Origin of the sequence: Niallia sp. Kr1, from assembly GCF_050389805.1 — a bacterium.
In the GTDB taxonomy this organism is placed as follows: Bacteria; Bacillota; Bacilli; order Bacillales; family Cytobacillaceae; genus Bacillus_BD.
On the sequence record NZ_CP130945.1, the window covers coordinates 2,955,931 to 2,972,128 of the forward strand.

Below are 16,198 nucleotides of genomic sequence, written 5' to 3' on the forward strand. Positions count from 1 at the left end.
TGAAACTTTTATTTTGTTTAAAGATGAACCTTATCCTTTTTTTACAATTTTAAATAAATAAAACCTCTACCCGTTTCCAGGTAAAGGTTCTCTCAAAATAAAAAGACCTTTACCCGACTGGTAAAGGTCTTGCTAACAACATATCAGTTGCCAACAAAGCCGGGTGCTTGTGCATCCGAAATGACGACTTTGTTGTAAAAGCTACTCCCCTTTAGGAGATCGATTATTAAAATTTATACTATTAATATACGAGACAGAAAGGTCAACTGTCAATGACTAATTTAATCATTTTTAAAAATTTACGTTACTCTAATATTTGTAATATTTTTTTAAGTATTTCCTTTCTTAATTAACAGGATCATTTATTATAAAAAAAGGTAAAATTGATGATATTACCTTTTTGTTATCTTCCCTTTTGTCACTTTTTATAAAATTTTGTCTATAAAAATACTTGTCTGAATTTTCCATTATTTAATCCGATATGATATAATGGAGGTGTCATACTTCTCACTATTCACGCAAACGTATGAATTCTCAATCAAGCAGAGAAAAATGTCCAAAAAAAGGAGGAACTCGAATGTATACGATTAAAGAAAAGGAACAACTGTTTATTTACACGGGGCCAGATGGTTCTGGGAGGAAAACAATTGCAAAGATGGTAGCTACTTCTTTTGATATGGAAACAGTTCTCTCCTACACAACTCGCTCACCACGCCATTATGAGAAAGACGGTGAAGATTATCATTTTGTAAGTCTAGAACAATTTAAGAAAATGGATCAAAACAAAGAATTTCTTGAGAGTGTTGAAATTGATGGTTTCCACTATGGTATCCGAGAGCAAGACATTGTGGATGCGTTTAAAAATAATCAGCTTGTTTATCTAACTTTAAACCCAGAAGGAACTGAAAAGTTAAAACAAATGTATGGTGACCGCGTGACCAGATTTTTCATATATGCGGATAAAGATACAGTATTTAATCGACTAAAAGCTCGACAAGAAAGTGAAGAGGATATTAAACGACATATGAATCACTACCATGAAACGATGAATTATAAAAATCAATGTGAGCATTATTTCGAAAACTTTGATCTACCTCAAGTTTCATATCAAATCAGTGAAGTCATCGAATCCTTCCTAGAAAGAAATTTAATCATAACGGATTATTAATACCGTTTCTGATATCTACGTTATATTTCTATGGTACAATGTTCAATAAGTTGGATTTGGAACCATGTACCATTTCCTCTCCTTTTGCGTACCTTCTCCATAATAGGAGTATAACAGACTACGTTTGACCTTACCAACACAATGAGAATAGCATCCTGATCATGATAGTGAATGTTTATTTATAAAATAAAAATGCACACCATTGTTCGCCCCATTCGAACTTGTGTGCATTTTTTATTCACGATCTACTTTCTTTTTCTAACAAATAAAAAGACGAACACTAATAGGATTGCACCTATCAATAAAAATGGACCTATACCTGAACTATAGACAATATAAATTTTTGTGTGTCGTATGGCATGTATAGCTAAAAAGATAAACAGTACGACCGCACATACGACAAAAACAATCGGCGTCTGTCGATACTTATTCAATGCCATCAGCCCTTTATGAAAAAGTAATCAATTAAACATACAATCTAAGAGTATGTTTTCGATAACTTGTATTATTCTTGTCATTATTCGATTTCCTTTTTCATAGATATTTACATACTTGTTTCATATAGGAGTTCATTTTAATAGGCTAATAATAAGGTCCGTGTTAAAATATAAAAAAATCTGGATGCAGGAGGAATTTGGTATGAACAAAACAGATACAGTAGCAAGGAAAATTCTAGGCTGGAAGTTAAACCGATTTGATCGCTGGTATGATTTCGAAAAAAATCAATTTATCCTTACGTCTGATTTTCAACCCGAGCATAATCTAACTCACGCCATGCTACTCGTTGAAAAATTGACAGAGTATGGGATTTCCTATACAGAGAAGGAAAATTTTGAGGTTTGCTTTGACGATTTCTGTGCTACAGGTGATACTTTAGCAGAAGCCATTACCAATGCAGCATATTTAATCGCAGATACTAGTTCGATTGATGATGCATGGTTCTAGTCCTTGTTATAACCTGTCTATATCATCCCTTTGCTGATATGGACAGGTTATTTCTCCTTCCCCCTCAGAAACCTATTTTCCCTCAACCACTTCTTTAAATATTTCATAAGATCGTTTTTGTTTTTCCTTATCATAGATATAAGAAACCGCCATGATTTCATCAACGTGATAATTCTCTTGAAATCTAGATAATTGTTGTCTAATCGACTCTTTACTTCCAGATAAGGTAACACTTGTCATAGATGAAGTCATTTCTCTTTCCACCTGCGACCAGATCCCATCCATCGATTTCACAGGTGGCTGTAACTTACTCTGCGTGCCTCTCACTACATTTAGGAAAAATTGCTGCATGGTCGTTGATAAATAAGTAGCTTCTTCATCTGTTTCAGCACCAATAACATTTAAACAAACGACCATATACGGTTTTTCAAGATATTCAGACGGCTGGAATCGATCTCGATAAATGTTAATTGCCTCATTCATATACCGTGGTGCAAAATGAGAAGCAAAAACATACGGCAGTCCCAGGCTAGCCGCCAAATAAGCCGAATCTGTTGAGGAACCAAGAATATAAATCGGAACCCCTGTCCCGACTCCAGGATAGGCTCTCACCTTGTTTTGCATTTCTTCTGGTCCAAAATATGCCAGTAATTGTTTGACATCATTAGGAAAAGAATAAACCGTATCATTTTGTGAACGTCTCAAGGCACTTGCAGTAAGCATATCTGTCCCTGGTGCTCGACCTAGACCTAATTCAACTCGGTTTGGATAAATGGTAGCCATGGTTCCAAATTGCTCAGCAACTACTAAAGGTGAATGGTTAGGCAGCATAATTCCGCCTGAACCAACTGAAATATGATGAGTATGTTCGAGCGTATGCTTGATTAAGATAGCCGTTGCAGAACTAACCAGAGTCGATGTATTGTGATGTTCAGCAATCCAATAGCGTTTGTAGCCCATGTTTTCTGTCGCCTGCGCAAGGTCCACTACACTATTTATTGCATCTTTAGGATCTTCTCCTTCTCGAACTGGAGCCAAGTTTAAAACCGAAACAGGTATGTGAATATTTGTCATTTATACATTCCTTTCTTATGTACTTCTTTTCTATCATATCAACCATGATGATCTATTTAAACACATTTGCTTGTATGGGCTCCTACTCTATACTTTTTCTCCATCATAATCAATTATTCATAATCGTTCATTGTTTATTTTTAACTATGTTCATATATTTTTCCGTTTCAGTATTTTTGCTATTTATCCTCAATTATGATTTCCAGAAAACCCAAAACCTGGTATTTCCTAGGCAAGCGCATGTTTTGACAGTTTCCTACACATTGCTTCTATTGTCGCGGATATATGTCGAATTATATACAAGGATATTTATACAGCAGAATGAAGTCCCTGCCTTTCAACGATATGGTTTCATTTATTAACTCATATTCCTCCCCTACCTCACATAGTTTGTTAAGAATGGTCAATATAACCGTATTGTTTAGATTATTTCCTATGGGAAGGGTGGTTATTACCTTGATTCAAGTATCCGGTATCAGTGCGATTCCAGAAAATTTGACATCTCCAAACAGTGTCGAAAAGATCATCTTTCAAGCACTAAAGAATGACCCTAATTTTTATTATTATGAGTCCATTAATGACTTGCTTTTTGAACTATCATTAAGAAAGAATATAATTTCAAGTGCCATTTTGATGAGTCGTAGTTCGGTTTCATTTGAAGTGTTTTCAACATCACGCTGCAATCCAAAGTATTGGCATTTAACGAGCAATGGAGGTTTTTCCCTTAAATCTGGGGTGTTCCCTTCTGAAGCCATTGAGGATATTTTTAAGAATGGATCTTTATATGGCTTTGAATGCGCAACTGCGATTATGATTATTTATTATCATGCGGTTTTAAAGAGCATTGATCAGTCACTATTTAATCAACTATTCCGCAATCTTTATTTATATAGTTGGCATGCGGACTCTGATCTAGGGATTCATTCAAAAAATATGGATTATATAATCCCAGGAGATGTTGTTTATTTTAATAATCCAGATGTTAATCCTAGGGTAATCTGGTTAAGAGGAGAAAACGCAGTGCTCCTAAGTGATGGTCGATTTTTTGCACACGGCGTCGGAATCCAAACGGGTAAAGAAATCATCCGATTTCTTAATGAAAATCGTAAACCAGGAAGTACAATATCTGCCTATCAAACACAATATATAACAAGACCTGCGTTTAATTATTTATCCCAGTTCTCACGACCAATGCGAGTTAATCCTTCCCAGACTAAATTTCAATATGCGGTCATTCACCATAATCAACCCTCTATTTCATGTGAGCAATATTATAATTTTTTAACCCGTTATTATCAATGATAAATAAGCACTTTTCCTATTCAACCATCTAAGGAAAATTTACCACTTATTTGCATCTTATTTTCAACCATGCTAATAAGTGGAGGTGAAATAAGTGGCACTAAAACATCCCATTGGACGCCCAGTTGAATTTACCGGAGAAGTTCTAGATCAAAGAAATAACTTAACTGGACCAGACGCTGATAAAGCAAATTATCCAGTATTACCGAAAGAGGTATCTATACAAAAGAATAAGGGTAAAAATCAATAAGTAGCGGTAAAACAGTAATAAGAAGGAGTTATTATTGATGAATGAAGCAACGATTTTTATCAATGAAGCTACATCCTCTGAACCTATACAACAAATTGAAAAGTTCCTTCATGAATTATATGGAGTTGAAAGAGTATTAATTGATACAGAAGATGGAGAAGTAAAGGTTGAGTTTGATGAAACAAAAGTATCTAAGGAAAGAATCATTATTACCTTAAGACAACATAACTTTAGTATCCAAAATCAAGAACTCTTGAATTAAGATATGACTTTTACGCGAATCATTAATGGGATTCGCGTTTTTTGTTTCAATTATATATCCCAGTTGATTTATCTAATATGTTCATGAGCGTTCTTATCTTATTGGTAAAATGTCGATTGCCAAACTAAAAGTTTAAAAGTATATTTAATTTGATACATCAAAATTTAAGGTTGGTGTTAATCTGTTTTCTTTGTAGGTTGGAAATGGAGGATTCAAGGGTTGTGAAGTTAGGACCGAGGGTTATAAAAACTGGTGTTGCAGTTGCATTAGCATTATATATCTGTTCACTTTTAAATTTAGACCAATCAGTATTTGCAGGAATTGCAGCAATACACACCGTACAGCCATCTATTTATCGTACTTGGAAGCATGGTAGGAATCAAGTAATTGCCAATATATTGGGTGGGATTATTGCTTTATTAGGTGTCTATTTTCTGGGAAACGATCCCTTCTCAATTGGACTTGTTATGATCATTGTAATCGGCTTTAGTTTGAAAATCAAAATGGCTGATACGATTTCTCTTACACTTGTCACAGTATTAGCGGTTATGAGCGCTCCTGGGAATGAAGATTTATCTTATGCTCTTCATCGTTTTTTTGTGACATTCATTGGATTGTTATCTGCGCTTTTAGTAAACATGTTGATTGCACCACCAAATTACAAGAAGAATTATGTCACAAAAGTTCGAGATGTTCTTCAAAATATGTCCATTTTAATGAGAACCGCCATTTCTGATGAAATGACAGAAAAATTTTTTCGGGAGCAAATGGATCATTTAGAAAATGAACTTTTGCAATTAGAAGAGCACTACAAATTATTTAATGAAGAACGTGGGAAAATAGCCAAATTAACAAATATGGATTTACGAGAGATGGTAGTATTTAAACAAATGTTCAAATCGCTTCAACAAGGATTTATTGTTCTCGAGGATATTGACTCCTTTTATTTTAGAAGTCAGCCAACTAAAGAAGACGATATATTATTTGATGGACAACTAGAACATTTAATAAAATACCATGAACTCTTTATAATGAAATATGAAGGTAAAATAAAAGAGAATGAGCCACAATTCCAAGATGATTTTTTGCGTGAAACGGAAATCTTCATTGAAAAGGTAATGATGTCTTATACACAGGAGCAAAAACTACAGCTTACCGTGATTGGCTCTTCGATTTATAATTATGCTTATCAGATTGATCGATTAAATACAGTCGTTGAACAATATATTAGGAAGGCTTAATTACCATCAAAAAGTGTCTAGCAGACGTTGCAGACACTTTTTGATATGGCTTCATTCTTATTTCTAGTTATGGATTAAGTTCCACAAAAGGTTTGATAGGGTTGATTCGATGGAGTAGGAAGTTGACAGTACTTTTCTTGTTCCTTTGTATACGAGTATGGCTTGGCAAGTGCATCGAGAAATACATTCATGACACTCATATCTCCTTTTTCCACTGCAGCATTCAGTGCCTCTTCGACCTGATGGTTACGTGGTATGATGGCTGGGTTATGGTTTCTCATTGATTTTAACACTTCTTCTTTTGGTTCCTTTTGTCTACTTAACCGCTCTTGCCAACGTTTATACCATTTCTTAAATTCTTCCTTACTAAACATTTTCTCTCCCTCAAGTTTATCCAAGGTAAAAGACCGAAATGTGTTCGTATAATCAGATTTATATTCTTGCATTAACTGTAAAAGGTCATTAACTAACGCCTCATCATCAGGTTCCTCATTCATTATTCCAAGTTTGGCTCTCATTCCTGCTAACCAGTATTGATTATATATCGTAAAATACTGAGCAATTTCACCTTCTGCTATTTCAATGGCTTTTTCTTGATTTTCATTTAATAGCGGCAATAACGCTTCAGCAAAGCGAGCAAGATTCCAAGCGCCGATAGAGGGTTGATTACCGTATGCATAACGTCCTTCCCGATCAATTGAACTAAATACGGTTGCCGGATCATATTGGTCCATGAAGGCACAAGGCCCATAATCAATGGTTTCTCCGCTGACCGTCATATTATCGGTATTCATTACCCCATGAATAAATCCAACTAATTGCCATTTCGAAATAAGTTTTGCCTGACGTTCGATGACTCTTCTCAAGAATGTTAGGTACCGATTATCCTGATTTTCGAATTCAGGATAATGTCGATCAATGGTATAATCTGCAAGATTTTGGAGCACATCCCTGCTTCCCCAATTGGCTGCATATTGGAAAGTACCAACTCGAATATGGCTTGAAGCAACACGAGTAAGGACAGCCCCAGGAAGGATGGTTTCACGATAGACGGGCTCACCAGTTGTTACAACCGCTAAACTTCGTGTTGTCGGAATTCCTAATCCATGCATGGCTTCACTGATGATATATTCTCTAAGCATAGGTCCAAGGGCCGCTCGTCCATCACCTCCACGGGAAAAAGGAGTTCTACCCGAGCCTTTCAACTGAATGTCATAACGCCGATTGTCAGGTGTTATTTGTTCACCTAGAAGAACAGCACGACCGTCTCCTAACATCGCAAAATGACCAAATTGATGTCCTGCATAAGCTTGAGCAATTGGAACAGAATTTTCAGGAATTTGATTTCCAACAAACACATTAATCCCTTCCTCTGATTGAAGGTGTTCGACTGATAATCCTAATGTCTCCGCCAGTGATCCATTCATAACAATCAATTCTGGTGATTTTACAGGGGTTGGGGTTTGATTTTTGAACAAAATTTTAGGAAGTACCTGATAACTGTTATCAAAATTCCAATGTGTTTTTTCTCTATTCATATTTTCTCCTTTATAAATTACTTATATGTAAAGCAACTTTATTTTTTGCTAGTGTGTATTTATTATACGATATAGTAATATTTCAACAAAATCCAACCTTTCTAAACACTAAAGTTTGATTGCTTAGGTTATAATAGTTATATATCATAAGAATGTTCTACTGTGTTGGCTTTGTTAAACTTGGTTGTTGATTTCCATTTCAGGCACTTTACTTTTCGCTCAGCTACGCTTGATCCTCCTTGACACTCGTGTCTTATGGTGACTCGCTTGTCTTACTTTCCCTGAGGAGTCTTCGTAGACCGAAATCAACTGGAACATTTAACATAGCCTTATTTTAAAAAGGAGCTGTTTTATTTGACAACAAAAACTCCTGATCGTGATTATTCTAAGCATTTTTCGGAGAATTCCTTTTGGAAAAAGGTGAAAAAATTTGGTAAAAAGGCAGGAGTATCTGTTGTATATGTTTCCTTACTCCTGTTTTACACTTTAAAAAAGCCGACCACACCGGCATGGGCAAAAACCGTTATTTTAAGTGCTTTAGGTTATTTTATACTTCCTTTAGATCTATTACCTGATTTATTGCCAGGTGGATATACGGATGATTTTTCTGGTTTATTTGGTGCTCTCGTTACAGTTGCTATGTTTATAGACGAGGGTTCAAAAAATCAAGCAAAAGAAAGAATTAAAATTTGGTTTGGAGAAGATGCCATCATTGATGTGAAGGCTGTTGATGAAAAATTAGATCGAGATCATAAATCATAGTATCAGGTAAGGGGGATGTTTGAATACTGTATTCATCATCCCCTTTTTATATCCTCAATTTGGCAGATTCCAACAATGTATCTTCCGTTGAAGAAATTTATTCTATTGAACTATTAAATGCTCTTGAGCTACGGCTGCAATTTCTTGGATTGACACACTGTTTCGTTGGATGGACTCATTTACTTTTTCAAGCTACTGAATTGTTTTCAAACGCATCTTTACTTTCTTCTGCCATTCGTCTCATTTCATTTGCAACTACCGAAAATCCCCTTCCAGATTCTCCTGCTCTAGCTGCTTCGATGGTAGATTTACCCCAAGTACCTTTGATTGATTGGCAATATCTTTCACAGATTTAATGATATAAAAGATTTCCCCAAGCATTTTTGAAAAAGATTGATGAATCAATTCAATAAGATCTACTCATTTTTGTAATTTCTATGACATAATCACCATCAACTTTTATTATTTTCGGATATTATATCACAATGACTAAAGATCAGTAATTTTTGAATAACTAATCATGCAAATTAAGTTGGTCATCGAAATGGATAAACCTCCATCTTTCTCATCATAATAAAAAGGATGCAAACATCGAAAAGCTATATTGGATTGGAGTTTTTTATGATGAAAAAGAATTCTTCCGTCTTCATGTATTCAGTTGGTATATTAGCCATATTAGTAATCATTGGGATTGTGACCCCAAAAACCCTTGAATCCGTAACTGCTAACGTACAATCATTTATCTCGACTGCATTTGGTTGGTATTATTTAATTATTGTTACATTATTTCTAATCACCTGTTTATATTTATTGATCTCTCCTGTGGGTCGAATCAAATTAGGTAAACAAGATGATAAACCCGAATTTACTAGACCGACTTGGATTGCAATGTTATTCAGTGCAGGAATGGGGATTGGTCTTGTGTTTTATGGCGCTGCTGAGCCTATTAGTCATTATGCGATAAGCTCACCAATGGGTGTTACGGGTACTCCACAGGCTGTTAAAGATTCTCTGCGTTTCACCTTCTTTCATTGGGGATTACATGCTTGGGCGATTTATGGAATTGTCGCTTTAATACTCGCTTATTTTAGTTTCCGAAAAAATCAACCGGTTACGATAAGTGGTACTTTAAAACCAATTTTTGGTGATCGTGTACAAGGCAAATTAGGTAAGACGATTGATATTTTAGCCATTCTATCAACTGTATTTGGGGTAGCAACAACACTTGGATTTGGAGCTGCACAAATAAATGGCGGACTTACCTATCTCTATAAAATCCCTTCTAACTATTGGGTACAATTAATCATTATTGTTGTGTTTACCTTTTTATTTATAGGTTCGGCTCTAACAGGGCTTGGTAAAGGAATCAAAATCTTAAGCAACGCTAATATGATTCTTGCGTTTCTCCTTCTTATCTTAATGTTTACGATAGGACCAACTATGTTCATCTTAAATATTTTTACCGATACGATTGGTGGCTATTTACAGTATTTGCCGAATATGAGTTTTCGTATCGCACCGTTAAATGCAGAAAATCGTTTATGGATTAATGCGTGGACCATCTTTTATTGGGCTTGGTGGATTGCTTGGTCTCCGTTTGTTGGGATTTTTATTGCCCGAATTTCAAAGGGGAGAACCATAAGAGAATTTGTATTTAATGTTTTACTGATTCCATCTATTGTTGGATTTTTTTGGTTTTCTACTTTTGGGGGTACAGCCATTTCACTCGAGGCAAAAGGAATTGCTAATATTTCAGGACTTGCACTTGAGGAACAATTATTTGGAGTATTTGCAAACTATCCTCTTGGAACCGTCATGTCATTTGTTGCCATGATCCTGGTTATGTCCTTTTTTATCACATCTGCAGATTCAGGAACCTATGTATTAGCTATGATGTCATTAAATGGTACTGCAAATCCTCCTAATCGCATTAAAATGATTTGGGGAGTGTTACTCTCTATTATTGCGATCGTCTTATTATATTCTGGTGGACTTTTAGCTTTACAAAACACCATGATTATTGCAGCTCTGCCTTTTTCAGTGATTATGATTCTGATGACCATTAGTTTACTAAAATCACTTAGTCAAGAAGCCAAAGAATTACATAAAACATTATATACGAAACCAAAAAGAACTTGATTGATAAAAGGTGCTATTCCACTTTGAATAGCACTTCTTTTAAGTTGATTTATTTTTTACTTCCAACTAAATCTACACTTTTATGAACCATTGATTCTATTTGGTTAAGAATTTCTTCATAGGATATATTTAAGGTGTTGGCGATTTCGTTAAATAATAAATTTTGTATGGTATGTAACATTTTCCTGTCTTGATCATACATTCTCTTTTTATCTTCATTATATTCTTGAGTTTTCCGCATTAACGTATTAGCAATTTTAGCGATTTCCTTTCGATCTCCCTTATTAACGAGATGATTATAAACGTGTTTACGTTTTTTTACATCTTCTACCCACGGTATTCCTTCTTCTGAAAATGATTGTAAAATGGCTTCAGCCTCTTTCTTTTCCATTTTTTTCAGCATAAGGACTTTATCACTTTCAACAGGAATACTAATTGTTAGATTTGACTGTGATAGAGGATGTAAAACATAATATTTTCTCGTTACCCCAGAGTATGTCTTTTCACATATATCATCTATTTCACATAACCCATGTGCAGAATAAATAATTGTATCACCAATTTTAAACATCTTACGTTCCCCCATCCACTTATCATCAACTTAGTTTACAATTATTTTACACAAAAAAACACTAATCGTCAACTAAGTTGACATTTTAATTCCCTTTATGTATAGTAACCATAGAAAATAGGTGAAAACTTGGGATCTCAGAATGGCAAGATGTTAATCAAAAGGCACAGTTCTAGTGGAGAATGATGGTTTAAATAGGATGATAAATCGGGACGCTAATAGATATTTTGAGGTACATTGGGAATAAAACAAATGCCGAACTTAAATTTGATTAGGAGTTAGATAGGAATGAATATACAACTAGAGGACCAACCGGTGTCAAATAAGGACCTGCACCTGTTCATTAAAATTAGTGATACTGTTAGGATTAAGAAGGTTCAAGAATCTAATCGAGAAATAGAACCTGAAGATTTTTATTACCTTAAAGATTATCAAAATAAAACAGGAACGATAACTGAAATAATTGAAAATCGATCAGGCACTGTTTCGTATAAAGTAACTTTTAGCGAAATTCTATTTGGCTTTTTTTACCGGGACGATTTTGACATAGTACTAGATTAAAAAGACATTTAATAGAGAAGTTTGAATTGACTTAAATCACATCCTAACTATTTTGTTCAATAACCCTTCACCGCTTTTTCTATTCATTCAATGCTATAATCAAGCTGATAAAAGGTAAATTATTTACATACTTACTTTGAGTGAACTCCTTTAGCAAAGTTCGTTTGAATGCAAAGGAGTTTTTAATGAAAAATCTGTTATATAATAGATTAGTAAAAAACCAATTATTAATACACTGTTTTAACCTTAAGAAGTGCAATGTCAGGTGGACAGGTATTATTGAGCGAAACCAACATACCTAGAACAAAAATCAACAATTAAGTTTAACAAAACCCATTTTTTCATAATAATAGACATTGTGCCAAAGGATGTAAGGGAATGTTAGAAAATTGGGTTATTTTTATATTGCTATTTATTGAAGTATTATTTCTTTCATTTAGTTAAAGTAGAGAAGTTGCTGGTGCGCAGACCACTTTAAACATTTCACCGCAACCTATTCTTTCGTTATAATAAATTAGATAAAATCATAGCCTAGTTTTTCAACAAAAGGAGATTTATATATTGAGTTCATATGAAGAACTTGCGAAACAGGTTAGTTTTGATAAATGGCACGGCAAATAGAGTTTTATCAATCATGATCAGAAATTACGTTATATTCGTTTGTATAAGAAAAATCAAATAAAAATGTAGTCCCTTTTTATCCGGGACTACTTTATATGTTCAGCTATATCTTGAAGTGTTTTGCCAATTGAATCTTGTATGACATACGTATCTCTTTCTCGGTCATAAGGAGTATCCCCTTTATTAATAATTATCATCGGTACCCCTAGTAAACGGTATGTAGGAAAATGAGAAAACGGTGTAACCTTTAAACTTGTTCCTAATACTAGAATGCAGTCAGCTCCACTAATCCTATGAACAATCGTACTAAAACCTTCAGGTGTAAACCATTCACCTGCATCTCCATATAACACAACATCTGGTTTAATATATCGCATATGTTGTTGCTCCGTCTGGCAGTGGTTACAAATAAAGAAATCCTCCACCCTATTTCTACTTTCAATCAGGTCATTGGTTGTGTAATTCTTTCCACAGTTTATACATTTTGCAGATTCAATCGTGCCATGAAATTCAATCACGTCTTTACTTCCGGCTTTTTGATGGAGCCCATCAATATTTTGAGTAATAATACTCGATACTTTGCCTTCTTGCTCCCATTTTGCCAAAATTTTATGACCTTGATTCGGTTGGGCTTGTGGGTGATATAAATTTTCAATTGCAAATTCATAAAACTCTTTCGGATGCTGGTAAAAATAATCAAGAGACAAAACATATTCGGGTGCCAACTGATATAGACCTTGACTGGAACGAAAATCTTTAATTCCGGACTCTGTACTAATTCCTGCTCCAGTTAACACAACCATATTTTTTGCTTCTTTCATTATATTGGTACATGTTTCAAGAATTGTTTTTTTCATTAATCATCAGCTCCTCATTCGTTATTATAACAGGAACAAGAATGAAGCTAAAATTTTAAGTTGAAATGTATGGAAGTCGTATAATATATGTGAATCTTAGAATGATAACAAAAACACATGGACCGCACTATCCAAGTGTTTTTGTTTTCTATTTGCATTGATTTTTTTGCTTAGATCTCGAATGTATCTCAAAATTAACAGAATTACTTAGCTTTTAGTCGCCTTGTTTTCAGGCTTTAGTAAGATATGGATTAAGCTTTTTTATTATGTTTTCAATTTCTATAGATTGGCTATAATACATCTTTTTTTCGTTTTGATTCTTTGTCTGTGAAGCCATTGTTTCAATATTTGCTTGAATTTGTCGTAACTTGACTGCAAGGTTTGGCTTCTGTTTAGCTTGTTCATTATTCTTTTTATCATTAAATAAGTCAACATAAACACTGCCATCGGAATTAATTTGTGCAAAAAAAACATCTTCAAATTTATGGGCACCTTGTTCTTTTATTTTTTGCAAAAGCCATTCCTTTGTATATCCTAAATAGTTTAAGTGTTTTTCAATAAGAGCTCCATCAACGATTACAAGGGATGGTGCATGATCTTCTTCTACTTCTAAACTAATATCATTTGGTGTCAATGCTTGGTATTTAGGTTTTTTCATTACACTAATCTGACCATTTGTTTCTAATACTGCTAACTCAACTTCCGAAACATTAAATGCATCTTTTTCTCTTAAACCATTTAGTAAGTCATCAAAGTTCATTCTATGCTTTGCTAGAGTTTTTTCCATTATTTTTCCATTTTTGATTAAAATCGAAGGACTGCTTTCTACTATATCTCTAAATTTAAAGGACTTAATGGCTCCATAAGCTATGAATACAGATAAAAGTGTATAAATGGTTAGACCAATTACACCTTCAATAACTTTCAGTGAGGTGTCTATTGCTATTGAAGAGGCCATGTCTCCAATCCCAATTCCAACAACATAGTCAAAGAAAGTCATTTGGGAAATTTGCTTTTTCCCCAGAATTCTTGCAAGCATCAACAAGATAATAAACGAAAAGAACGTTCGAATAATGATCAATAAATACTCGTGCATGACAACCTCCATTAATATGCTGACTACCTATACCCAAGGGTATACTTATGTATTATCTCCAGCTTTCATAATTAATTGCACATTTTAAAGTATCTAAAGGATTGCATAAAAATCGATTTATAAAAAAATACCGGATCCAAATGTATACATTTGATCCGGTTAATGTTGCATTTCTATTTTGTTGCCTTTACCCATTGATTTTCAATTTGAATTCCAGCATCTTTAATCGTTCTAAACACTGGACACCGTAAGTCGACTGCTGCCTGCATTTCATTAATTCTAACTTGAGATTCAGATGTTTCAACGATTGCTTTGACGATCACTTTTTCAAAGTATGGTTTTACTTCCAAATTACCCATTAACCCACTAATATCGAGTTCGCCCTCAACATCAAATGAGATTCCTTGAAGGTCAAAGTTCATTTCTTTAGCAATGATTTGAGCCATCACGTTTTCACAACCGATTAATGAAGCTAAAAAAGTTGAAAGGGGATCAATAGCAGAATCTTTACCACCCATTGATACTGGTTCATCGATGGCGATTTTATGTTTTCCTGCGACTGAATCCGTTCTCATCCCATTTCCAATTCCTTGTACTTTAACTGTCATTTGTTGTCCCATTTTATCATACCTCCCCAACTTTACACTCTTACTGTTTCTCGAAGTTTTTTTGCAGCATCTACCATTGCTTTTAATTTTTCACATGCAATTTCATCACTGTTCATCGGACGCTGTGCAAAAGTACCGAAACCACAATCTGGATTTAACAAGATTTTTTCATCAGGCAAAATTGCTCTTACTTCTTCTACACGTGCGATAATATCATCTACAGATTCTACTTTAACAGTTCTTGGATTAATGACGCCAAATCCAAGTGATTTGCCTCCAATGTTCTTAATGGCATCAATTTCACCTGCACGAGGTGTCGCATATTCTAGGGCTAATTGATCGACATTTGCGTTTTCCAGATAAGAAATTAATGGAAAATACGGACCGCGTAATAAGATGTCATCATCTGTACTCCAGTTCCCACGGCAAATATGTACACCAATGGTTGTGCCTCTTCCAAGCATACTATCTGTCACTTTATTAATTAATTCTAATGCAAACGCTAATTCTTCTGCTGCATCCGCTTTTGCAGTTAACGCTCCGCACATGAAAGTTCTGTTCGCATTCTTTTTCGTAAACACCACTTCTGTTAAGACAGGTTCGTCAAATTGAACAAATTCAACGCCTTCAGAAATGAGATCCTCTAATTCCTCACGCAATACACTTACAATATCAATAGCCAAATCCTCTTTTGTAGGATATTCCTGCTCTGATAGTCCCTCAACCCACATCGATCTCGTTAACAAATAAGGTCCAGGTAACGTTACTTTTACGGCTTTATCCGTATGCTGCTTTAAAAATTTAAAGTCATTTAAAGCAAGCGGCTTTTTGCGGCTAATTTTACCAATTGCGGCAGGATTAGACATAGAGAATGCTGGTACATCCAATGTACCTAAGATCTCTTCAAAGCTTGATTTATCTTCAACATAATCAAGCAATTCTGATACACTTAGAATACGAACATTACTTAAATGCTCAGCTACAAAGGAAATATAATTATCTCGACGCTGTTCTCCGTCGGTTACAATATCAATACCTACTTCTTCTTGCCATTTTAAAATTTGTAAAACGGCTTGATCAGCAACAGCTTGAAATTCTTCATCACTGATACGACCCGCACGTTTATCACGCATCGCTCTCTGTACATCTTTGAAGCGTGGCCAACTGCCGATGACAGTCGTAGGAAACATTGGTAGCGTCATT

At 34.7% G+C, this 16,198-nt stretch carries 17 protein-coding genes; 10 read left to right on the forward strand and 7 right to left on the reverse strand.

The features are described from left to right. Positions 1-577 precede the first annotated feature (577 nt). Complete coding sequence (locus tag Q5760_RS14390) at positions 578-1,168, forward strand: guanylate kinase (RefSeq protein ID WP_428908328.1); 591 nt, start codon at positions 578-580, stop codon at positions 1,166-1,168. A 639-nt stretch (positions 1,169-1,807) separates the two neighbouring features. Next, positions 1,808-2,113: a BC1872 family protein gene (locus tag Q5760_RS14395; RefSeq protein WP_428908329.1), complete on the forward strand. Its 306-nt coding sequence runs from the start codon at positions 1,808-1,810 to the stop codon at positions 2,111-2,113. A 72-nt stretch (positions 2,114-2,185) separates the two neighbouring features. Here Q5760_RS14395 and Q5760_RS14400 read toward each other — a convergent pair whose 3' ends face one another. Continuing rightward, positions 2,186-3,187 (reverse strand): LLM class flavin-dependent oxidoreductase, encoded by a 1,002-nt coding sequence (locus Q5760_RS14400; protein ID WP_428908330.1) that lies wholly within the window; start codon positions 3,185-3,187, stop codon positions 2,186-2,188. A gap of 435 nt (positions 3,188-3,622) precedes the next feature. On the opposite strand from Q5760_RS14400, the gene Q5760_RS14405 reads away from it, so the two are divergent. From Q5760_RS14405 to Q5760_RS14420, 4 genes are all read left to right on the forward strand, one after another. Beyond that, entirely contained in the window at positions 3,623-4,489 is an 867-nt protein-coding gene (locus Q5760_RS14405; protein WP_428908331.1) for a protein-glutamine gamma-glutamyltransferase, read from the forward strand. Between the two features lie 94 nt (positions 4,490-4,583). Beyond that, positions 4,584-4,739 (forward strand): hypothetical protein, encoded by a 156-nt coding sequence (locus Q5760_RS14410; RefSeq protein ID WP_428908332.1) that lies wholly within the window; start codon positions 4,584-4,586, stop codon positions 4,737-4,739. Between the two features lie 37 nt (positions 4,740-4,776). After that, positions 4,777-5,001, forward strand: coding sequence for a heavy-metal-associated domain-containing protein (locus Q5760_RS14415; RefSeq protein WP_428908333.1), 225 nt, complete (start codon positions 4,777-4,779; stop codon positions 4,999-5,001). A gap of 221 nt (positions 5,002-5,222) precedes the next feature. Continuing rightward, positions 5,223-6,242 (forward strand): FUSC family protein, encoded by a 1,020-nt coding sequence (locus tag Q5760_RS14420; protein WP_428908334.1) that lies wholly within the window; start codon positions 5,223-5,225, stop codon positions 6,240-6,242. 74 nt (positions 6,243-6,316) lie between these two features. Here Q5760_RS14420 and Q5760_RS14425 read toward each other — a convergent pair whose 3' ends face one another. Beyond that, positions 6,317-7,780 carry a protein adenylyltransferase SelO gene (locus Q5760_RS14425; protein ID WP_428908335.1) on the reverse strand — a complete coding sequence of 488 codons (1,464 nt, stop codon included), beginning with the start codon at positions 7,778-7,780 and terminating at the stop codon, positions 6,317-6,319. A 354-nt stretch (positions 7,781-8,134) separates the two neighbouring features. Here Q5760_RS14425 and Q5760_RS14430 point away from each other — a divergent pair, with 354 nt between their 5' ends. The 3 genes from Q5760_RS14430 to Q5760_RS14440 all read left to right on the forward strand — a co-directional run bounded on the left by Q5760_RS14430 (position 8,135) and on the right by Q5760_RS14440 (position 10,681). Then, positions 8,135-8,542 carry a DUF1232 domain-containing protein gene (locus Q5760_RS14430; protein ID WP_428908336.1) on the forward strand — a complete coding sequence of 136 codons (408 nt, stop codon included), beginning with the start codon at positions 8,135-8,137 and terminating at the stop codon, positions 8,540-8,542. Positions 8,543-8,601: 59 nt separating this feature from the next. Continuing rightward, positions 8,602-8,898 carry a hypothetical protein gene (locus Q5760_RS14435; protein WP_428908337.1) on the forward strand — a complete coding sequence of 99 codons (297 nt, stop codon included), beginning with the start codon at positions 8,602-8,604 and terminating at the stop codon, positions 8,896-8,898. 268 nt (positions 8,899-9,166) lie between these two features. Next, the gene (locus Q5760_RS14440; protein WP_428908338.1) at positions 9,167-10,681 is read left to right on the forward strand and encodes a glycine betaine uptake BCCT transporter; all 1,515 of its coding nucleotides are present in this window, start codon (positions 9,167-9,169) and stop codon (positions 10,679-10,681) included. 49 nt (positions 10,682-10,730) lie between these two features. On the opposite strand, the gene Q5760_RS14445 is transcribed toward Q5760_RS14440, so the two are convergent. Next, positions 10,731-11,252: a CarD family transcriptional regulator gene (locus Q5760_RS14445; RefSeq protein ID WP_428908339.1), complete on the reverse strand. Its 522-nt coding sequence runs from the start codon at positions 11,250-11,252 to the stop codon at positions 10,731-10,733. A 288-nt stretch (positions 11,253-11,540) separates the two neighbouring features. On the opposite strand from Q5760_RS14445, the gene Q5760_RS14450 reads away from it, so the two are divergent. Beyond that, positions 11,541-11,813, forward strand: a complete 273-nt coding sequence (locus Q5760_RS14450; RefSeq protein WP_428908340.1) for a hypothetical protein — start codon at positions 11,541-11,543, stop codon at positions 11,811-11,813. A gap of 707 nt (positions 11,814-12,520) precedes the next feature. On the opposite strand, the gene Q5760_RS14455 is transcribed toward Q5760_RS14450, so the two are convergent. The 4 genes from Q5760_RS14455 to Q5760_RS14470 form a co-directional block, all read right to left on the reverse strand. Beyond that, positions 12,521-13,291: an NAD-dependent protein deacylase gene (locus Q5760_RS14455; protein WP_428908341.1), complete on the reverse strand. Its 771-nt coding sequence runs from the start codon at positions 13,289-13,291 to the stop codon at positions 12,521-12,523. Between the two features lie 229 nt (positions 13,292-13,520). After that, positions 13,521-14,399: a DUF421 domain-containing protein gene (locus tag Q5760_RS14460; RefSeq protein WP_428908342.1), complete on the reverse strand. Its 879-nt coding sequence runs from the start codon at positions 14,397-14,399 to the stop codon at positions 13,521-13,523. A 161-nt stretch (positions 14,400-14,560) separates the two neighbouring features. Continuing rightward, a complete protein-coding gene (locus Q5760_RS14465) occupies positions 14,561-15,007 on the reverse strand; it encodes an OsmC family protein (protein WP_428908343.1) in 447 nt (148 codons plus the stop codon). Positions 15,008-15,027: 20 nt separating this feature from the next. Continuing rightward, positions 15,028-16,197 carry a vitamin-B12 independent methionine synthase gene (locus tag Q5760_RS14470; protein WP_428908344.1) on the reverse strand — a complete coding sequence of 390 codons (1,170 nt, stop codon included), beginning with the start codon at positions 16,195-16,197 and terminating at the stop codon, positions 15,028-15,030. Position 16,198 lies beyond the last annotated feature (1 nt).